Origin of the sequence: Acinetobacter variabilis (assembly GCF_000369625.1) — a bacterium.
GTDB classification, from domain to species: Bacteria; Pseudomonadota; Gammaproteobacteria; order Pseudomonadales; family Moraxellaceae; genus Acinetobacter; species Acinetobacter variabilis.
The window spans coordinates 36,376-57,040 of sequence record NZ_KB850116.1; the positions used below are offsets into that span (position 1 = coordinate 36,376).

General features: G+C 39.8%; 20 protein-coding genes and 3 pseudogenes. 15 read left to right on the forward strand and 8 right to left on the reverse strand.

Features of this window, described 5'->3' with window-relative positions; translation table 11 throughout:
• The first annotated feature begins 157 nt into the window (after positions 1 to 157).
• On the forward strand, positions 158 to 514 hold the full coding sequence (locus F897_RS15660) for a type II toxin-antitoxin system RelE/ParE family toxin (RefSeq protein ID WP_005237491.1): 357 nt from the start codon (positions 158 to 160) through the stop codon (positions 512 to 514).
• Positions 507 to 809, forward strand: a complete 303-nt coding sequence (locus F897_RS15665; protein WP_005237493.1) for a helix-turn-helix domain-containing protein — start codon at positions 507 to 509, stop codon at positions 807 to 809. The genes F897_RS15660 and F897_RS15665 overlap by 8 nt, the downstream gene beginning before the upstream one ends.
• A 41-nt stretch (positions 810 to 850) precedes the next feature.
• Here F897_RS15665 and F897_RS15670 read toward each other — a convergent pair.
• Positions 851 to 1,012: pseudogene (locus F897_RS15670) on the reverse strand (IS6 family transposase); the annotation flags it as partial.
• A 93-nt stretch (positions 1,013 to 1,105) separates the two neighbouring features.
• Positions 1,106 to 1,498: a Cd(II)/Pb(II)-responsive transcriptional regulator gene (gene cadR / locus F897_RS15675; RefSeq protein ID WP_000550240.1), complete on the reverse strand. Its 393-nt coding sequence runs from the start codon at positions 1,496 to 1,498 to the stop codon at positions 1,106 to 1,108.
• Positions 1,499 to 1,587: 89 nt separating this feature from the next.
• Here cadR and F897_RS15680 point away from each other — a divergent pair, with 89 nt between their 5' ends.
• The 6 genes and pseudogenes from F897_RS15680 (at position 1,588) to F897_RS15695 (ending at position 6,685) form a co-directional block, all read left to right on the forward strand.
• Entirely contained in the window at positions 1,588 to 2,868 is a 1,281-nt protein-coding gene (locus tag F897_RS15680; protein WP_005237495.1) for a cation efflux transmembrane domain-containing protein, read from the forward strand.
• 85 nt (positions 2,869 to 2,953) lie between these two features.
• Positions 2,954 to 3,658: an IS6-like element IS1006 family transposase gene (locus F897_RS15685; RefSeq protein WP_005237497.1), complete on the forward strand. Its 705-nt coding sequence runs from the start codon at positions 2,954 to 2,956 to the stop codon at positions 3,656 to 3,658.
• Positions 3,659 to 4,356: 698 nt separating this feature from the next.
• Positions 4,357 to 4,473, forward strand: a pseudogene (locus tag F897_RS18220) (hypothetical protein); the annotation flags it as partial.
• A gap of 87 nt (positions 4,474 to 4,560) precedes the next feature.
• Positions 4,561 to 4,700, forward strand: a pseudogene (locus F897_RS18130) (cation diffusion facilitator family transporter); the annotation flags it as partial.
• A gap of 177 nt (positions 4,701 to 4,877) precedes the next feature.
• Positions 4,878 to 5,492 (forward strand): thiol:disulfide interchange protein DsbA/DsbL, encoded by a 615-nt coding sequence (locus F897_RS15690; protein ID WP_004281236.1) that lies wholly within the window; start codon positions 4,878 to 4,880, stop codon positions 5,490 to 5,492.
• 260 nt (positions 5,493 to 5,752) lie between these two features.
• Positions 5,753 to 6,685 carry an IS5-like element ISAba12 family transposase gene (locus F897_RS15695; RefSeq protein ID WP_034581348.1) on the forward strand — a complete coding sequence of 311 codons (933 nt, stop codon included), beginning with the start codon at positions 5,753 to 5,755 and terminating at the stop codon, positions 6,683 to 6,685.
• A 70-nt stretch (positions 6,686 to 6,755) separates the two neighbouring features.
• On the opposite strand, the gene F897_RS15700 is transcribed toward F897_RS15695, so the two are convergent.
• The 4 genes from F897_RS15700 to F897_RS15715 all read right to left on the reverse strand — a co-directional run bounded on the left by F897_RS15700 (position 6,756) and on the right by F897_RS15715 (position 11,402).
• The gene (locus tag F897_RS15700; protein ID WP_004281880.1) at positions 6,756 to 9,233 is read right to left on the reverse strand and encodes a heavy metal translocating P-type ATPase; all 2,478 of its coding nucleotides are present in this window, start codon (positions 9,231 to 9,233) and stop codon (positions 6,756 to 6,758) included.
• Between the two features lie 178 nt (positions 9,234 to 9,411).
• A complete protein-coding gene (locus F897_RS15705; protein ID WP_005237499.1) occupies positions 9,412 to 9,606 on the reverse strand; it encodes a heavy-metal-associated domain-containing protein in 195 nt (64 codons plus the stop codon).
• Between the two features lie 469 nt (positions 9,607 to 10,075).
• Complete coding sequence (locus tag F897_RS15710) at positions 10,076 to 10,957, reverse strand: copper resistance D family protein (RefSeq protein WP_005237501.1); 882 nt, start codon at positions 10,955 to 10,957, stop codon at positions 10,076 to 10,078.
• Between the two features lie 64 nt (positions 10,958 to 11,021).
• Positions 11,022 to 11,402, reverse strand: a complete 381-nt coding sequence (locus tag F897_RS15715; protein WP_005237502.1) for a copper resistance CopC family protein — start codon at positions 11,400 to 11,402, stop codon at positions 11,022 to 11,024.
• A 364-nt stretch (positions 11,403 to 11,766) separates the two neighbouring features.
• On the opposite strand from F897_RS15715, the gene F897_RS15720 reads away from it, so the two are divergent.
• Genes F897_RS15720 through F897_RS15740 form a run of 5 tightly spaced genes read left to right on the forward strand, consistent with a single transcriptional unit; the run spans position 11,767 to position 16,811 of the window.
• Complete coding sequence (locus F897_RS15720; protein ID WP_005105848.1) at positions 11,767 to 12,198, forward strand: hypothetical protein; 432 nt, start codon at positions 11,767 to 11,769, stop codon at positions 12,196 to 12,198.
• Between the two features lie 26 nt (positions 12,199 to 12,224).
• Positions 12,225 to 12,473 (forward strand): DUF2933 domain-containing protein, encoded by a 249-nt coding sequence (locus tag F897_RS15725; RefSeq protein ID WP_004695740.1) that lies wholly within the window; start codon positions 12,225 to 12,227, stop codon positions 12,471 to 12,473.
• 20 nt (positions 12,474 to 12,493) lie between these two features.
• A complete protein-coding gene (locus tag F897_RS15730; protein ID WP_005237505.1) occupies positions 12,494 to 13,144 on the forward strand; it encodes a methyltransferase family protein in 651 nt (216 codons plus the stop codon).
• 11 nt (positions 13,145 to 13,155) lie between these two features.
• Entirely contained in the window at positions 13,156 to 15,531 is a 2,376-nt protein-coding gene (locus F897_RS15735) for a heavy metal translocating P-type ATPase (RefSeq protein WP_005237507.1), read from the forward strand.
• Complete coding sequence (locus F897_RS15740) at positions 15,528 to 16,811, forward strand: MgtC/SapB family protein (protein WP_005093349.1); 1,284 nt, start codon at positions 15,528 to 15,530, stop codon at positions 16,809 to 16,811. The genes F897_RS15735 and F897_RS15740 overlap by 4 nt, the downstream gene beginning before the upstream one ends.
• Before the next feature lie 38 nt (positions 16,812 to 16,849).
• Here the strand turns inward: F897_RS15740 and F897_RS15745 are convergent, their stop codons facing one another.
• The gene (locus F897_RS15745; RefSeq protein ID WP_005105857.1) at positions 16,850 to 18,250 is read right to left on the reverse strand and encodes a heavy metal sensor histidine kinase; all 1,401 of its coding nucleotides are present in this window, start codon (positions 18,248 to 18,250) and stop codon (positions 16,850 to 16,852) included.
• Positions 18,243 to 18,923 carry a heavy metal response regulator transcription factor gene (locus F897_RS15750; protein WP_004281866.1) on the reverse strand — a complete coding sequence of 227 codons (681 nt, stop codon included), beginning with the start codon at positions 18,921 to 18,923 and terminating at the stop codon, positions 18,243 to 18,245. Before F897_RS15750 ends, F897_RS15745 begins: the two co-directional genes overlap by 8 nt.
• A gap of 148 nt (positions 18,924 to 19,071) precedes the next feature.
• Between F897_RS15750 and F897_RS15755 the strand changes: the two genes are divergently transcribed.
• Positions 19,072 to 19,368 (forward strand): hypothetical protein, encoded by a 297-nt coding sequence (locus F897_RS15755; protein WP_004760992.1) that lies wholly within the window; start codon positions 19,072 to 19,074, stop codon positions 19,366 to 19,368.
• 89 nt (positions 19,369 to 19,457) lie between these two features.
• Positions 19,458 to 20,665: multicopper oxidase domain-containing protein (locus F897_RS17985; RefSeq protein WP_005237509.1), on the forward strand; the 1,208-nt coding region annotated here is incomplete at its 3' end.

Below are 20,665 nucleotides of genomic sequence, written 5' to 3' on the forward strand. Positions count from 1 at the left end.
CACAAGGACTGTAAGGTACGACAGGAGTTATACCGAGCGAACCAATACGAAAAACCCCGGCAGGATGCCGGGGTTTTTTATTGCCTATCCTTTCTCATTTGCAAAACAAACATAATGCCCCTAAAATATAGACTATAATCTATATTCTGGTTGTGGTATGTGGACAGTCATTACGACAGATCTATTTAATCAGTGGCTTGAACAGCAAGATGAACCTACACAAGAGAAGGTCCTAGCTGCCCTGGTTGTTCTACAGCAGCAGGGACCGAGTTTAGGCCGTCCTTTAGTAGATACTGTGTATGAGTCTAAATTTACCAATATGAAAGAAGTGCGTGTTCAACATCGCGGTAGACCCTTAAGAGCTTTCTTCGCATTTGATCCCTTACGACAGGCTATTGTTCTATGTATTGCTGATAAAGGCGGTAAAAAGCGTTTTTATAAAGACATGCTGGATATTGCAGATGAACAATACCAACTTCATCTCACTACCCTAGGAGATAAATCTAATGGCTAAGACTCTGCAAGAATTGTTAGCTAGCCGCTCTCCAGAGAGCCAAGCCCGTATTCAAAAAATGGCTGATGAATTACTGCTAGAAAATCAGCTTCATCTTATTCGTGAAGAACTCGAAATTTCTCAAAAAGAGCTTGCTGAAACTTTGGGAATAAAACAGCCATCGCTTTCAGCAATAGAAAATCGTGGCAATGATCTTAAGATTTCAACCTTGAAAAAGTATGTTGAGGCAATGGGAGGGAAGCTCCGTATTGATGTAGAGCTTCCAACAGGAAAACATATAGGATTCAACGTTTAACAATAAAAATGGGAGCTATAGGCTCCCATTTTTAGATTCGTATAACGTTGAACCCAACGGTAAATAGTCGTGTGATCAACATTCACACCCCGTTCGGCCAGCATTTCCTGCAGTTCACGATAGCTAATGCCATATTTACAATACCAGCGCACAGCCCAAAGAATGATTTCGCCCTGAAAATGCCGACCATGGAAAGGATTCATATGCTGCACCTTTAGCTAAAACAGTCTTCAGCTTACCATTCGTGGTTATTTGCAACAGTGCCGATTTTTTGAAAAAAGCATAGGTCTAGATAATCAAGCTAGATTTTTTAAAACTCCACATTGGTCAATTGTACATAAACCATCACAAGTACCTCTTAAATCAGATAGTTGTTCAATAAGCTTTTGTTGCTTGATTATATTTTCTCTGATAGCACTGACATGTAAGTCAATTAATTCATTCACATCTGAACAATTTTTCTCAGGTTTGTCTTTATAGGTAAGTAATTGACGAATTTCATTCAAACTCATATTTAAAGTTCGGCAATTCAAAATAAATTTAATTCGCTCAACATAGCCTACATCGTAAAGGCGGTAATTTCCTTCCGTTCTTTCCGGTTCCGGAATTAAACCTTCCTTTTCATAAAACCTAATTGTTAATACTGAACATGAGGTTTTTTTAGAGAGTTCACCAATTTTTAAATGCATTGAGTTAGTATTTCCAAAGATTCTTGACTCTATAGTAACTATAGGGATTCTAATATTCAAAGTTTATAATTTTTTTAATGGGTATAATTATGAGTGGTTGTGGATGTAGTAAAGAAACACCATGCGAAGATAAGAAATCTCAACAAGAAAATCATCCATCAATTGCAGAAGCAAACAATTCAAAGAATTGTGATAATACGCTTAGCTGTTGTGGTGAAGAGGAAGAAAAAAAATCTTCATCTCCTTGCTGTAACACTTCAAACAGTTGTGAAGATACCGCTCAATCCTGTTATGGTTCTGATCCCAAAGAAAATTTAAGCACTGAAGATATTTTAAAAGATTCGCACTACATGAGTGAATACTTAGTTCCCAAAATGGATTGTTCTGCGGAAGAACAGATGGTTCGTATGGCGCTATCTTCAATTGATGGTGTTCAAAAACTCATCTTTGATTTACCTAACCGTTCTTTAAAGGTTCTACATAATCAAAAAGATGAAAATATAACCACCAAACTTGAAGCTTTGGGTTTTGGTGCAAAGCTTGTGAAGACTGAAACTTATATAAGCAATCAACAGGCTAAGCAAACAAGTACCTACACCATTCCTAAAATGGATTGCTCTGCTGAAGAGCAAATGGTCCGTATGGCTCTTGCAGATATTGAAGCAGTTAAAGGTCTTACTTTTGATCTTCCCAATCGAAAACTGAAAGTCTTCCATAATGAAGGGATTCAGCAAATTACGGCTAAACTCGAAGGACTGGGTTTTGGGGCGAAACTTGATGAAACACAGCTTTCTTCAGGCGATATACCTAATGAACCTGATCCTGTGAGACAAGCTAAAGTACTTAAACTGTTATTAGGTATTAATGCTCTACTTTTCTTTATAGAATTCATCAGCGGTATTATTGCTGCGTCTACAGGATTGATTGCTGATTCTCTAGATATGTTTGCCGATGCAGCCGTTTATGGTATTGCGCTATATGCCGTCGGAAAAGCTGCGAAATATCAAATAAAAGCAGCCCATTTCGCAGGTTGGATTCAGTTATTACTTGCTGTTATCGTGATTGTTGATGTCATTAGACGATTCATGTTTGGAAGCGAGCCAGAATCAACGCTCATGATTGTTATTGGCCTGCTCGCACTTATAGCTAACGTGACATGCTTATATCTTATTTCTGGTCATCGAGAAGATGGCGCACATATGAAAGCCAGTTGGATTTTCTCGGCGAATGACGTTGTCGTAAATATGGGCGTTATATTTGCCGGTGTACTCGTGGCGTGGACGGGATCAGCTTATCCAGACTTAATCATTGGCATACTGGTTTCTTTATTCGTACTTAATGGTGCCCGAAAAATTTTGGCTTTGAAGTAAGAGTATCGAAAATGAATCTATTTGGCACTGTTGCAAATAACCACGAATGGTAAGCTGAAGACTGTTTTAGCTAAAGGTGCAGCATATGAATCCTTTCCATGGTCGGCATTTTCAGGGCGAAATCATTCTTTGGGCTGTGCGCTGGTATTGTAAATATGGCATTAGCTATCGTGAACTGCAGGAAATGCTGGCCGAACGGGGTGTGAATGTTGATCACACGACTATTTACCGTTGGGTTCAACGTTATGCTCCTGAAATAGAAAAACGTTTACGCTGGTATTGGCGTAATCCTACAGATCTGAGCTCGTGGCATATTGATGAAACCTATGTAAAAGTGAATGGACGATGGTCTTATCTGTATCGTGCAGTCGATCAACGTGGCGATACCATTGATTTTTATCTTTCTTCTAGACGTAATACCAAATCAGCATATTGTTTTCTTGGAAAAATTTTAAATAATGTGAAGAAGTGGCAAATTCCACAAGTGATCAACACGGATAAAGCACCCACATATGGACGTGCTTTATCACGGTTAAAACGGGAAGGTAAATGTCCACCAGACCTTGAGCACAGGCAGATTAAGTATAAAAATAACGTGATTGAATGTGATCATGGCAAGCTAAAGCGGATCATCAGGGCCACATTAGGATTCAAATCTATGAAGACGGCTTATGCCACAATTAAAGGTATTGAAGTCATGCGTGCACTACGTAAAGGACAAGCATGGTCATTTTATTATGGTCAGCCTCAAGGTGAAGTGTGTCTAATCAACAGGGTTTTCGGTCTCTAAGTACTTTTTAAAGGGAACATCATCGACTCAAATCTCTATTTGCAACAGTGCCTAATTAAATCCCTTACAATTCAAATTTTTCAGCAACGACTTATCTTTGTTAAAATAGTATTAATTTATTTTTTTTAGGACAAACCTTAACAAAATTACAAATTTGTAATTTGGTTGTCATTTAGGTGTATATATCTAGGAATTAGTATATGAAGAAATTATTTTTTGGTCCAAGATATGATTAGATTCAATAATATATATATGAAGATTGTTTTAGTTATTTTTACTATAGTTTTTTCAACCAGTAGTTTTGCTGATGGGGGACTTCGTTTCTTAGAGAAAAATTTAGAAATAATTAACAATGAAAAAAGCAAAGGGTGTGAAGAGAATTAATTCAAAATTATAATGAAGCACATATAACTAGGAAAACTAAAAATTAGTTATTTTTAGTATGGTGTAACTAAGATTAATTAATTTTTTTAAATCGAATGATAAATATATTTATTGTTTTTAATTTATTCTTTACCATTTTCAAATTTTTAAATAATCCGAAAAGACTATTTTAAACTTTAGGGTTACATATGCTCCTATACATAGGCAGGAATAAATATGCAACTTAGTATATTTGCAACAATAGTACTGGAAAGATTCATGTAATAATGCTTAAAACTCTCTAATTAGTTAGGGAGGCATTGGAATTGGAGAAAAAAGTAAAGTGCCCACTAGCAAATGTGGTTATTGGAGGAATTATCTCATCAACCCTTCTTATGTTGGTTTTATTACCAATATTGTCCCGGTGGATAAATGAAAAGAAAGCTTCTTGACCAATTATAGTAAGCAATTTTTAGCAGAAATATTGAGGCTTACTCAAGTCTCTCAGCTAATCGTAAATAGAATAAGGAAACTATTGTATGTCAGAAGATCATTCTCAGAGCCACGCGGCTGTTACTGAAGAGAATAGTAAGAAGCTAATATTTACTGTAGGTTTGACCACTACGTTTTAATCGTAGAAATTATAACCGTTTTTATTACTCAAAGTTTAACTTTTGTGATTATCTAAAAACACATAGCGGTCGAATGGCCATATTAACTGACTTAAAATCAGTCGCATACTTTAATGTAGCGGTTCTGATAGCACAAAAGTTCGCAGCATGAAAACGGAACCGGCATAATTGATTTATAGTGAACCCATACACTAAGCATAATGATTTAGAGGACGATAATCCCAATGAAAAAATTCCTTTTAGGAGCTGTTGCCGCATCTGTTTTGGCCTTTTCAGGCAATGCTATGGCCAATTTTGTGGCAGGTCAGGACTATCAGGTGGTTGCAAAACCAGTCAAAGTCGAAAAACCGGGCAGAATTGAGGTACGTGAATTCTTCTGGTACGGCTGTGGTCACTGTTTCGCGCTTGAACCACATATGCAGGGCTGGTTGAAAAAATTACCAAAAGATGTACGTTTTGTACGTACGCCGGCTGCAATGAATCCACTCTGGGAGCAGGCAGCGCGTGCTTATTATGTGTCTGAAGCATTGGGTGTGCGTCAAAAAGCACATTTACAATTATTCCATGATATTCATGATAAGCAACGTCCAATTTTAGAACAGGCGCAATTGGCCAAGTTCTATACCCGCTATGGTATTCCTGAAGCGAAATTTAACAGCACTTATAAATCTTTCCCGATCACTTCGAAAATTGCCCAAGCCAAAAATCTGGCTGCTCAGTATCAGTTAAGTGGTGTTCCGGCAGTGACCGTGAATGGTAAATATATTGTGCAGGGTAATGATGCCAAAGTCATTCAGGTGGTGAATTACCTGATTGAAAAAGAGCGTAAAGCCAAATAAGACGCGATTGATTATCTCTAAAAAAAACCTGCATCGAATCTGCAGGTTTTTTTATTTAAACTGGAGGAATGGTTATTTACGTCCTGACTGCCGGATCTGGTGTTTCTATCGGCGGGCGATACCAGTGTAAAATTCCTCGGAATAAGAGCTGCATCTGCAACACGCTTTGCGCTTTAAAGTCATGGGATTGAATATGAATCGTGGATGGCTTTGTTGCACAAACCTATCTGTAAAGGGTTTTTCAGCGATATAATTTTCAAATGAAGAAGCCTGCACACAAAATCTACCGCACAACCAATTGGCCCGCATATAACCGAGCACTCATGAGCCGCGGAAATATTGCCATTTGGTTTGATCCTGCTACGCAATGGTATGCTCCGTCCATCGGTAAACAAGGGCGAAATCAAACCTACTCCGACGCAGTCATCCAATGCTGCTTAATGATTAAATCCTTATTCCGTCTGTCTTTACGTATGGTCACTGGCTTTGTGCAAAGTCTGATTAAACTTTGCGGATTAAATTGGATAGCTCCAGATTACACCACGCTTTGTAGAAGACAAAAGCATATTGATATTGTAATCAGCTACCAAAAAAGTAGCGATGGGCTGCATCTACTCATGGACTCTACAGGCATGAAGTTTCTAGGTGAGGGCGAATGGAAACGCAAGAAACATGGACCTGAATATCGTCGCCAATGGCGTAAACTTCATATTGGTATAGATGCTAAAACCCTACAAATACGAGCAGTTCAGCTTACAACCAATAATGTCAGTGATTCACAGGTGCTTGGTGATTTACTTAATCAGATTCCACAAGATGAGCGGATTGACTCTGTTTATACCGATGGAGCTTATGACACCAAGCAATGCCGTCAGGTCATTGCAGATCGGCAAGCGCATGCGGTGATTCCACCTAGAAAAAATGCGAAACCATGGAAAGATACAAAGAGTAGCTCGCTAGAGCGAAATGAATTACTTCGAGCAATTAAACGTTTAGGCAGGACACTATGGAAAAAATGGTCAGGCTATCATCGCCGAAGTTTGGTTGAAACTAAGATGCATTGCATCAAATTATTAGGAGATAAACTCAGTGCAAGGAGTTTTGATAGCCAAGTCAATGAGATCCATGCACGTGTGGCAGTCCTTAACAGATTTACGGAATTAGGTCGACCACTTACCCAAGTTACGCCTTAAATTTGGCTCAATTAGGGGCGCTTTGCATTTCAAATCTTTGTGCAACAAAGCCAATGTATATAAAAAATGGTTAAATAATTGCAAGGGGGGCTTTAAAACGTTTTAATCGTAAAGCATTTCCTAGTACAAATATTGACGAGAGAGCCATTGCACCAGCAGCAAATACAGGAGAAAGTAGCAGTCCAAATTGCGGATAAAGTACACCTGCTGCAATAGGAATCAGAGCTGCATTGTAAACAAATGCCCAAAATAAATTTTCACGAATATTGGTTATAGTCGCTTTGCTTAAAGCGATAGCATTTGGCACTCCTTTCAGGTTGCCAGACATCAAAACCACATCAGCAGCTTCAATAGCTACGTCTGTACCTGTACCTATTGCTAAACCAATATCTGCTTCTGCAAGTGCAGGGGCATCATTAATGCCATCTCCAACATATGCGAGTTTACCATATTGATTTTTTAATTTTTTAACGGCCTCTATTTTACCTTCTGGTAAGACTTCTGCAATAACCTCATCAATACCTAGTTTTTTTGCAATCGCTTGAGCTGTATGACGGTTATCACCTGTAATCATGGCAACCTTTAAACCTAACTGATGTAACGCTTCAATTGCAGCAAATGTTGATTCTTTAATTGGATCTGCTACAGCAATAATGGCAGCAAGTTTCTGGTCAATCGCAACATAGAGAGGGGTTTTTCCTTCTTCTCCCAAACGATCCGAAAATTGAGAAAAAACATTAGGATTCAAACCTAGTTTTTCCATATATCGATCTGCACCAATATGAACCAAATGTTCAGACACCGTTGCTTCTATTCCATAGCCCGTGACTGACTTGAAATCAGCAACAGGAGACAGAATTAATTCCTTATCTATAGCGGCTTGTACAATTGCTCGAGCAATAGGATGCTCAGACTTTGATTCAACGGCTGCCATAAGTGAAAGTACGGCATTGTATTCAAACCCTTCTAAGACATGCAGATCGGTTAAAATTGGTTTCCCTTCAGTCAGGGTCCCTGTTTTATCAACAGCAACCACTTTAGTTTCTTTGAGCAGCTGCAAAGCTTCCCCTTTACGGAATAAAACACCCATTTCAGCACCACGCCCAGTTCCCACCATGATTGATGTAGGTGTTGCAAGTCCCATTGCACAAGGACATGCAATAATGAGTACCGCAACTGCATTAACTAAGCTAAACGTTAGGGCTGGCTCAGGGCCGAAGATAAACCAAGTAATAAAAGTTAAAAGAGAGAGACCCATTACTACAGGTACAAACCACATGGTAATTTTATCAACCAATGCCTGAATCGGCAGCTTGGAGCCTTGGGCCTGTTCAACCATTCGGATGATTTGAGAAAGCACTGATGAACTACCAACAGAGGTGGCTTTGATATTTAAGCTGCCACTTTGGTTAATTGTTCCTCCTACCACAGTAGAGCCTATCGTTTTTTCAACGGGCATAGGCTCGCCAGTAATCATGGATTCATCAATAAAACTTTGGCCGTGAATAACTTCACCATCGACAGGGATACGCTCGCCTGGTCTAATCTCTACAATCGTTCCTGTTTGAACTTCGGCAATCGGAACTTCTATCACCTGATTATTGAGCTGTATTCTGGCAACTTTAGGCTGCATTCCAACTAGATGTTGAATTGCTAAAGACGTTCGGCCTTTTGCCTTGGCTTCAAAAAATCTACCTAATAGAATTAAAGTGATAATAACCGCTGCAGCTTCATAATAAACATTGACCGTGCCTTGTGGCAGGACACTTGGAAAGAAAGTAGCAACCACTGAATAAAGATAAGCAGCCAATGTTCCTACAGCCACCAAGGAATTCATGTCTGGTGCTAAGCGGAATAAACTTGGGATGCCCTTTTTAAAGAAGCGTCGGCCTGGAAAAATTAATGCTACTGTGGTCAAGAAAAATTGCATTAACCAGCTATTTTGTTGGCCAATGTTATCCATCATAAACGTATGAAAGGCGGGAATCAGGTGTGATCCCATTTCTAAAATAAAAACGGGTAGAGTCAATAAGACTGACAAAATTAAATCTTTTTTAAGTTTTTCTAATTCAATATTTTTTTTATCTTGAAAGCTTTCCGTAGTTTGATGAACTGACTTTGCTTCAAACCCTGCTTTGGTGACAGCCTGAATTAACGAGTCACGAGTGACAGATGAGCTTGCCTGAATAGTCGCTTTTTCAGTAGCCAGATTTACATGAGCTGATTCCACACCCTCAACAGATTTTAAGGCCTTTTCTACTCGACCTACACAAGAAGCACATGACATACCCTCAATCGTAAGCTCTATTGGTTGCAGCGCTTCCACTTCGTAGCCTGCTTTTTCTACGGCTTTAATTAAAGTAGCGCGATCAAGTGGTTGATGCGCATAAATGACTGCTTTTTCGGTAGCCAGATTTACATGAGCCGATTCAACACCCTCAACAGATTTTAAAGCTTTTTCCACACGGCCTACACAAGAAGCACATGTCATCCCCTCAATCTCTAATGTTTCACTGTAGTGTGGCGTATCAGTCATTTCGGTACTCATATACGATCTCTATCATTTAGATATGCTGAGTTCTATATGCGAAGATCAGCTCGAACCAAGATTAGGGGGAATTCAGGGATTACTTTTATTTCAAGCAAGTACAGGTTTTATCTGTACGATGAGGAAAATAAGAGAGAGTAAAAGTGGTAAGGAATTCCCACTGTTACTCTAACAGAGATTAAGCAGGATCAGCTGTAAATCCACGCTCACTGAGAGTGGCAATGACTTGATCCTGATTCACCGTTGTGTTGATTTCAACAATACGGTTTTGTAAATCAATATCGAGTGAGGCATTCGAGTCGAGCTCTTTAATTGCGGTAGTAATGCCGCGTGCACAACCACCACAAGTCATATTAGCGATGTGAAATTTCATATGTTGCTCCTTTTTAACAAAACATTTGTTTAAAACATTAGAACAGTAACTCTAAACTTTCACCATACAACCAGCCTTTTTCTGAATCAGTTACTCGCTGTAACTTGGTCTGTTTACAACCTTACAGTTTTCTTCAGAGTATTCCAAAGAAGAGTGTTCTAATGACTACAGTAAAAGTACTTAACCAACATTAATGTGACTTTAAAATGACATTTTTGTCATCTACGATCACTCTGAAATTTATAAGATTAGTTATTTCAATCAATGGTAGTGAACTGAATAGATGAGACCGTTATGGGTTGAAGATAAGCTAAAAACCGGTGACTACCTTTATGTATAATGCCTCATGATGCGATTTTACTGTTCTGATTGTCGTAAGTTGGCAGTCCAGTAGAAACTTTATTGCTCAGCTACAAAAGATAAATGCAGTAATGTTAAATTTCCTCAATTCCCTTATTTTGAAATTCTCTTATTCAATACCCACGACAGTGGTTATATAGCCTGTTGTTAATAGAATTGATAGACCTAATAACATCTCAAATAAAATGGCATGACTAAGGTGTTTAGCGAATTTAGGATGTTGAAGACGCGGGGTGAAATACCATTTGTTGAAGGCAGCTAAAAGTAGAATACCTATAACAAAAAACATTTTAACCATGAAACCATAGCCATATGCAGTATTGATTAAGGTATTAAAATCTTTAATTAAAAGAAGAGCTACACTAGCGCCACAGGCGATTAATATCCCAACAATGAAAGCAGCAATACGTCCAAATACATGCATGCGATCTTTTAAAGGTAAACCACTTATTTCCCGGCTGGTTTTCCATAACGGATATAAAGACCCCATCCATAACGACATAACTAGAATATGGATTGATAATAAAATTTGAGCAAGTAAGGTTAAATTAGCGACATGTCCGAGCTGGGAAAAACTAAAAATAATCGGGAGAAGTAAAATACAAAATATTGAACTTTCAATTATAGAAAACCGACCTTTGTTCCTGTTAAGTTTAACCACCATGAGAAGAAGTAAAAGAGCAAAACTAATAGAACGAAGAACGTATATATACCCCGTCGGAGTATTAACCAATATATTAATATACGTGGGGTCCACCATACCTGTAATACCAGTATTGGCAAAACTACCAATCAGAATAAAAAATCCCAAGGTACTGGAAATTAGGCCTAATCCAGCGCCAATTGTAATATATTTAAGAATCGATTCTTTTAGTTCAAGATATTGTCTAAGTAAAAAATAGCAAAAGGCTCCACCAACGACAAAAGCTACACTTAAATATAAAATAACCTTAGTTAACCAAGTGGCCCACATCCAATATTCAGAAATCATTATTTTTGTCCATTCTAGAACAACATGCCAGCACCTCACTGACATGTTGAAAGGTAATCAATTCTTATTTAGTTGATTTGATAGTGAAACTATATTCACCATTCATGTTGTGACCATCTTTCCCCATTGTTGTCCAGACAACGGTATATTTACCTTTTTTCAGTTTCGGAAGAGCGACATCAAAGGATTTCTTTAAGTCATGAGTAACTTTATATTTTAAAGGAACATCTCTTCGCTGAGCATCCAGTAACTTAATATTCATCAACATAACCTCTGCACCAAAGTTAAGGGTCAAGTTCTTTGGTTGACTAAGGATAGATGCATTTTCCGCAGGAATCGCACTCACTAAATTCACATGAGCGAACGTAGTTGTAGTAGCCACAATCATCGTTGCAGCTACTACAACATTACGTAGAGCAGTCATTTTATTTTGAAATAATTTCATTTACGTTTCCTCTTGATTCGTTAGTTCATTAGAGATGACTTTATAAAATCTATATTTAATGAGACCACATCATCTCCTCTTATATTTCAATTATTAGTGAGAGACAGAAACAGGGCGATGACTTCAAAATTACATTTTTGTCATTTTTAAAAATCAATAGACTCAAGTGATAAAATTATTCAATAGAAATAAAAAAATTGACTATAACCAGCTACCACCTAAGTAAAACACCGGTGGCATAACCAGCGATCAACTTCATCAAAAGAATGAGTGGAGCAAATAAATGAAAAATACCTCTCTCTATTTGTTTGCTTCATTCATTTAAAGGTTGTATCGGCTGATCAACTGATGGAAGGAAAATATCATGACTTATATCCGCCAAACTTTACTTGCACTTTGTATAACCACTGCCGCTCTAGGTGCATTAGCCCAAAATCCTGAAGAGCATAAAACTCATCACCCAGAAAATACTCCTCCATCCACAGTCACTGTTAAAAAGACAGCTACTGGCACGATGACTCCAGACAAAATGGCTGCAATGGACCAGCACATGAAAGCGATGCAAGCCATGCATGAAAAGATGATGGCTGCAAAAAACCCGCAAGAACGTCAGAAACTTATGGCTGAGCACATGAAACTCATGCAAGGAGGTATAAGCATGATGAAACAGATGGGTAGCCAAAGCATGAATGCCAATATGGCTGACCGTCAGCAAATGATGGAAAAACGTATGGACATGATGCAATCCATGATGCAGATGATGATGGACTGTATGCCTCCGTCAGCAACTAAATAGTTACCCATGAATTAGGGGAAAGCACCATGAATCACCAACACCAAGAAAATAATTCAGTACCTAACTTCTGGTCTACACGTTATGCCATTGGTCTAATCGTGCTGGGTGGTATCGCAGCTTATTTTCTATTAACGGAACATTTAGCCCACGTTATCGGTGCTTTGCCTTATTTATTCCTTTTAGCGTGTCCACTGATGCATATTTTTATGCATGGTGGTCATGGGCATAACCACTCGCAGCAAAAAAAATCCGATATATCTGATAACAAAAAATAGCTCTTATCAGGAGATCCATCATGAATCATGCGGAATCGGCTTATGGTTTATGGACGCTGGTTATCATTAACTCAGCAGTTTTTATCATGTTCGCTTTCAGTTTTTTTAGACCTTCCACTGCGCGCGATTGGCGTACATTTGGGGCCTTTTCGGCTTTTATCATTGCTCTATTTGTCGAAATGTATGGTTTTCCTTTAACCATTTACCTGTTATCTGGTTGGCTTCAAACTCGCTTCCCTCAACTTGACTTACTTTCTCATAATGCAGGTCACTTGTGGTCAACGCTATTAGGTGAAAAAGGTGATCCACATTTTGGCATTTTGCATATCGCCAGTTACGTTTTCTTGGGCTATGGATTTTACCTGTTATCAACGTCATGGCACGTGCTGTACAACGAGCAACGTCAGCATTCTTTAGCGATCACAGGCCCTTATGCGCGCATACGTCACCCCCAATACGTGGCTTTTATCTTGATCTTGCTGGGGTTTTTATTGCAATGGCCAACTTTACTGACACTGATTATGTTTCCAATCTTACTCTTAATGTACAGCCGCTTGGCAATTAAGGAAGAGGCTGAAATGAGTAAACAGTTTGGCGCTGTCTATGACAGCTATGCTCAACAGACTCCGAGATTTATTCCAAAATTCGGCCATAAAACCACTTTTCCATAAGAGAATTATTTATGTCAGATCAAAAAAATCATAACCAGGACCATATGGCACAGGCTACAACAGACGTACTGAAAGACCCAGTCTGTGGTATGACCGTCACTGAAGAATCGAAATACCATGAGGAATTTAAGGGGAAAACTTACTTTTTTTGCAGTGATAAATGTCAATCAAAGTTTCATAGCAGCCCGGTGCAATATATCGCTAAACCCGCAACGACGACTGCCGATGCACATACACAGCATCATCAGACTACTCAATCCGTTAATGATGCAAGCACAACAGGCACGACCATCTATACTTGCCCAATGCATCCAGAAATTAGACAGGATCATCCTGGAAACTGTCCTAAATGCGGAATGACACTGGAACCACTCATTCCCGAGTTAGAGGAAGATGAGAATCCTGAGTTACGTGATTTCCGTCGACGCTTCTGGTGGACACTGCCACTCACCATAGTCGTGACTTTTTTGGCGATGTTTGGCCATCAACTGAACCTGTTCGACATGGCAGTTCAGAGCTGGATTGAATTAGTGTTGTCACTCCCGATTGTACTGTGGGCAGGTTGGCCATTTTTTTCCCGTGGTTGGCAATCGGTTGTGAATCGCAGCCCAAACATGTGGACCCTGATCGGTCTAGGTACAGGGGCTGCTTTTATTTACAGTGTGGTTGCGACCATTGCACCACAAATCTTTCCAGACTCATTTATCTCCATGGGTCGTGTCGCTGTTTACTTTGAAGCTTCAGCGGTCATCATTTCTTTGACCCTACTGGGGCAAATACTGGAATTAAAAGCACGTTCGCAAACTTCTGCTGCAATTAAGTCACTCCTCGGACTTGCTCCTAAAACAGCTCGCCGAATCCTGCCCGATGGAACTGAGGAAGATGTTCCTCTGACTCATGTCCATGTAGGAGATTTACTCCGCATCCGCCCAGGTGAAAAAGTTCCTGTGGATGGTGTAGTCACCGATGGAAGCAGTTCATTGGATGAATCTATGCTGACAGGTGAACCTTTACCGATCACTAAACGCATCGGTGATAAAGTCATTGGTGCTACCCTGAATACCAATGGTTCATTGATCATGCGTTCAGAGAAAATTGGTTCAAGTACCATGTTGTCTCAGATCGTACAGATGGTGGCGCAAGCTCAACGCTCAAGAGCCCCAATGCAACGCATGGCTGATCAGGTTGCAGGTTGGTTTGTCATGGCTGTAGTAGCCATTGCCTTGCTTACCTTCTTTGGATGGGGACTGTTCGGCCCAGAAGAGTCGAGCTGGGTTTATGCATTAATCAATGCTGTGGCAGTACTCATTATTGCCTGTCCTTGTGCACTAGGCTTGGCAACTCCAATGTCTATCATGGTTGCAACGGGTCAAGGTGCTACTCATGGTGTGTTGTTCCGCGATGCAGCAGCCATTGAGAATCTGCGCAAGATTGACACACTAATCATTGATAAAACAGGTACGTTGACCGAAGGACGCCCTATATTCGATCGTGTGGTTGCCGCATCAGGTTTCGATGAATCTGAAGTATTACGTTTAGCCGCCAGTCTTGATCAAGGCAGTGAACACCCGCTAGCCGAAGCGATTGTAAATGCAGCACACGAACGTGGCCTGTCTCTTGAAACACCAGATAATTTTGAATCAGGCTCAGGGATTGGTGTTCGAGGTCAAGTGGGCGATCGTCAGTTAGCTTTGGGCAACACAGCACTGATGGAGCAATTAGGTATCTCGGTACAATCTCTGATTCCGCAAGCCGAAGAGCTGCGTTCAGAAGGTGCAAGTGTGATGCATCTAGCCATCAATGGTGAATTGGCCGGCCTGCTTGCAGTATCCGATCCCATCAAAAAAAGTACCCCTGAAGCACTTGCCACCCTGAAGGAAGCTGGACTACGTATCGTGATGGCAACAGGAGATGGTCTCACCACTGCCCGTTCAGTCGCATCACGTCTGGGTATTGATGAGGTACATGGTGAAGTTAAACCCGCAGATAAACTCGAACTTGTCAGCAAATTGCAGAAGCAAGGTCGCATCGTGGCAATGGCCGGCGATGGAATCAATGATGCACCAGCACTAGCCAAGGCTGATGTCGGTATCGCTATGGGGACCGGAACTGATGTCGCAATGAATAGTGCTCAAGTTACCTTGGTCAAGGGAGATTTACGCGGTATCGCGGTTGCCCGTTCACTTTCGGAAGCTACTGTTGGCAACATGAAACAGAACCTCATGTTTGCTTTCCTTTACAATGCCTTGGGTATCCCTATCGCGGCTGGCGTACTCTACCCATTTACCGGTTGGTTGTTGTCACCCATGATTGCGGCCTTGGCCATGAGTTTTAGCTCCGCTTCAGTGATCGCCAATGCCCTTCGCCTGCGACATAAAAAGCTATGATAGAGAGTCTTTTTCTTCCACCAGATGTATCAGGCCTGATTGCAGCACTTGCCATCGGCCTGCTCATTGGTTTAGAACGAGGATGGAATGATCGTGAACTGCCAGAAGGCAGCCGAGTAGCAGGCCTACGTACCTTCACATTGACAGGATTACTCGGAGGAGTGCTGGGTCATCTACAGCCAAACTTTGGGCCTTGGCCACTAGTCGCAGCCGTATTAGGGCTTTCCCTTTTACTTACGGTATCCTACGCGCGTACCGCAAAAATTTCCGGTAATTTAAGCGCTACCACGACGATCGCGATGCTGTTGACATTAGTTCTAGGTGCATATGCATCCCATGGTAATGTTACTTTAGCATTAACAGCGGCTGTCATCGTGGCTGTATTTTTGGATCTCAAGCCAACCTTACATGGTTGGTTACGCTTGATCGAACATCGTGAATTAACCGCATCTCTACAGTTACTGGTACTTTCTGTCGTTATATTACCTTACTTACCCAATACGGGTATGGGACCTTTTGCTGCATTAAATCCTTACCAGTTATGGTGGGCAGTGATCCTGATTGCCGGACTCTCTCTGGCAGGTCATTTTGCCATGCGGCTCACCGGTTCAGAAAGAGGCATACTCTGGACAGGTCTATTGGGTGGTTTGGCATCTTCTACAGCTGCAACTGTCGCACTGGCACGCTATACACGCCAGCACCCCGTCATGGTCAGTGCTGCTATTTCTGGAACATTGGCTGCCTGTGGCATTATGTTTTTTCGTATGGTTGTGCTGATAGGCGTCATTGAGCCAGCATTGCTAAGCACTTTTGGTGGTGCAATGATGATTGCGGGAATCCTTCTGCTGGGTATGGCATTGTGGAGACAACGCCAAATTACCAGCGCTGAAAACAACGATCGAACAATAGAAGCAATGGCTCCTTTTGATCTTGGGACAGCATTCAGCTTCGCTGCTTTCCTGGCTGTCATGGCAGTCTTGGTCCCGGCAGCAAAACAATGGTTGGGCACCAGCGGTATCTTCGTATTATCGACTATTTCTGGGCTAGCAGACGTAGATGCTATTTTAGTCTCACTTGCCCGCCTGCATAGTACTGAAGGCTTAACAACAAATGTGGCTGCTGTCGCGCTAGGGCTGGCCACACTGAGCAACATGTTAAGCAAAGCGACAATTGCATGGATGACAGGGGGGGCACAGTTTGGCCGAGCTATCATATTTGGCTACACAATTGCCATGATAGGTGCTGGCGTAGCTCTGGCTCTCAGTTTGAGCTTTATGTAAGGTCAACTCGGGTAAATGGAAGATGTTCAAAAAATGAGTTAAAATGATTCCCCTTGCATGGATTCACTTTGAAAAACAATGGTAAAAATGATTCGACCATTGAGGGATTCAGCCTGGATGGTCGCCCCAAGCATATCAAGAATAGATTTTGTTATCGCGAGCCCTAAGCCGGTTCCTTCTTCTGTTCTTTGTCTAGATGCATCTGTTCGATAAAATCGATCAAATAACCTGGATAGTTGTTCAGGAGAGATTTCAGGGCCTTCATTTTCAATTGAAAATATTGTGTTATCTAAATTCTGTTGAAGTTTTATGCGTATTGTAGAATTCTTATTTCCATATTTAACTGCATTAGATAATAGATTGCTGAGTGCTCGACGTAACATAGCAGGATCACCTTTGACATTTCCAGATCCTGTTTGTTGAAGCGTCATATTTTTTTCGGCAGCTAGCGCATCATAGAAATCAAATAAGGCTGTAACTTCTTTAACCAGGTCAATATTCTGTAAGTTCTGTAATTTTAGGCCATGTTCTGCTTTTGCCAAGAAAAGCATATCGGATACCATTCGAGCCAAACGTTCTAATTCTTCTAAATTAGAAAATAGTACTTCTTGATAGGTACTGGTATCTCGTTTACGGGCAAGACATACTTGAGTTTGAGTCATTAAGTTATTAATCGGTGTTCTAATTTCATGCGCTAAATCAGATGAAAAATCGGAAAGCCTTTCTAAAGCTGATTCTAGTCTGTCGAGCATATCATTGAAGGCAATTGCTAATGATTTTAGTTCTGTTGGTGTGTGCTCAACTTCTAAACGTTCTGAAAGATGTTGGGCAGAAATGCCTTCTGCGACCTTAGCCATTTTTTGCACGGGTCTTAAACCTCTCCAGGTTGCAAACCAGCCTAAAAACATTAAACAAATCGTACCGGCTAAACCAATGTAAAAAAGTTGACGCTTAAAATCATTTAAAAAATGTAGATGTTCAGATGTATCGATCCCCACAATAATGCGTACAGATTGTATTTCAGTATTTTTGTTTATATCCGTGTTGTAGATCATGCCACGATAGGTCTTATTCTTAATTTTCCATTTAATCCAAGGGTTATTTGCTGACTTGATTAACTGTTGAGTATTAATGATTGAAGATGCTGAACTAAATAAAATCTGACCTGCCGGTCGTTCTATTTGGACCATAAGATCATGGTGTCCAACTAAAGCATCTTTCAAATATAGATCAAGTTCTGGAGAATTTTTAGGATGCTGTTGGAGAAGATTCTGAATAAGCTGGATTTTACCTTCTAATTGGGTACGATCTTGCGTTTCAAAATGATGCATCACTAATTTATGGATGAAAAACCCCATCATAATGAGAATGCATATAGTCGATAATGAGAAAATAATACCAATACGAAAACTGATAGATTTGAATAATTTATTATTCATCTTCTACCTCTAATACATACCCCATTCCTCGAATATTCTGAATTAATTTGGGAGTAAAGTTACTGTCAACTTTACTTCTTAATCGTTTAATAGCGACTTCAACGACATTCGTATCACTATCAAAATTCATATCCCAAATTTGAGAAGCAATCAGCGCTCTTGGTAAAATTTCACCTCGTCTACGCATAAAAAGTTCCATAAGCGCGAATTCTTTTGCCGTCAGATCAATGCGTTGACCCGCTCGCGTTACCCGACGTTTTCTCAAATCAAGTTCTAAATCAGCAATCTTAATAATATTACTATCTTCTCTTTGTTGCCCTCGTCTAAGGAGCGTTTTTATTCGAGCTAGAAGCTCTGCAAAAGCAAAAGGCTTAACTAAATAATCATCAGCGCCTAGCTCTAATCCTTTTACTCGATCTTCGATTTGATCTCGGGCGGTAAGAAAAAGAATGGGCATTGTTTTACCGCTGCTACGAATATCATTGATAATATTCCAACCATTTAGTCCAGGTAACATCACGTCTAAAATAATTAAGTCATACTCTTCAGAAAGAGCTTGATGTTTACCCGTTAACCCATCTGTAACCCAGTCCGTAATATAGCCAGCTTCGGATAAACCTTGCTTGAGATAATCACCAGTTTTTTGTTCATCTTCAACTAATAGTATTCTCATTTCCGAATCCTAAGTCATTCATTAAAACTATAATAACGTTATAAAACATCTGATCGAGATAGATTACAAAAATGTCATTTTCAAGTCACTTAGATGTTCAGTGCTTCACTTTATTGTAGTAGCAAGAAATTAACTTTTAGAGAAACTTATGAAAACTGTAGTGCGTCGTAGTCTAACAATTTTAATGTGTGCTGGAACTTTAATTGCTGGTACTCAATCTTGGGCAAAAGATGTATCAACCTCAAGTGCCACTAAAACGGTAAAAGCACAGAAACCTTGTACAAAACCTTGTAAAATGGAAAAAGATGACAAGACTCAGCAAGATCATAGTCAACATCAGTCTCCTAACTCATCTGACATGTCAAAAATGGATCATTCTATGATGAATATGGACCATTCTAAAATGGATCATTCAAAGATGAATATGCCTGGTAGCAATAAATAATTTTATAAATAGCGAGAAAGAAGTATTAAAGTTTATACTAAATATTTGCTTTATTACTTCAATCTTGACCTTTCTAAAGGTGAGATAGAATGTCAAAAAAGTTAAGTCATGTACTCTTAATTGGAGTTGGTTTATTTTCATCAACTTGGGTAATGGCGGCAGTTAAAGAATATGATTTAACAATCGCTGAACAAACTGTAAATATCACAGGAAAACCGCTAAAGAGAATTACCGTTAATGGTAAATTCGTTGCACCACTTCTTGAATTTGAAGAAGGTGATGAGGCCGTTATCCGTGTTCACAATAAGTTAAAAAATCAGGACTCTTCAATCCATTGGCATGGCTTATTATTACCTGGAATTATGGATGGTGTACCTGGATTTAACAAATTTAATGGCATTGCCCCTAATAAAACTTATGAATATAAGTTTAAAGTCCGCCAAAATGGTACTTATTGGTATCATTCACATAGTAAAGGACAAGAACAAGACGGTTTATATGGTGCTTTTGTTATTTATCCTAAAGATAAAACTCCACTAACAGCTGCTGAAAAAACCGATAAAGATTACGTTGTTTTGCTTTCTGATTTTCATAATTCAACAAGTGATCAAATTATGAAAAATCTTAAAAAAGAAGCAGATTACTATCAGAACCGTCGCGAAACAGTATTCGATGTATTAAAACAAGTTAAACGTGATGGATTAAAGGCAACTTGGCAAGACCGCTCTATGTGGAATCAGATGCGGATGTTGAAAACAGATATGTCCGATGTGACTGGTTATACATTTTTAATGAATGGCAAAACACCTCAGCAAAACTGGACCGGTAACTTCAAAGCTGGTGAAAAAGTTCGCCTTCGTTTTATTAATGCTTCCGCTATGTCATTCTTTGATGTACGCATTCCAAACCTAAAAATGACTGTAGTCAGTGCTGATGGTCAACCTGTAAAGCCCGTTCCTGTAGATGAGTTCCGTATTGGTACTGCTGAAACCTATGATGTCATTGTGGAACCAAAACAAGCACATTACCAAATTGAAGCTGAATCTATTGATCGTACCGGTTTTTCAGTGGGAACATTACATGAAGAAAGCAGCCCAGCAGTCAAACAAATTGAGATGCCTAAATCTCGCCCTCGTGCTTTATTAACTATGGAAGATATGGGGATGAGCCATGACATGTCATCTATGAAAGATATGAATCACGATATGTCTTCTATGAAAGGTATGGATCATGATATGTCTTCTATGAAAGGCATGAATCACGATATGTCTTCTATGAAAGGTATGGATCATGATAT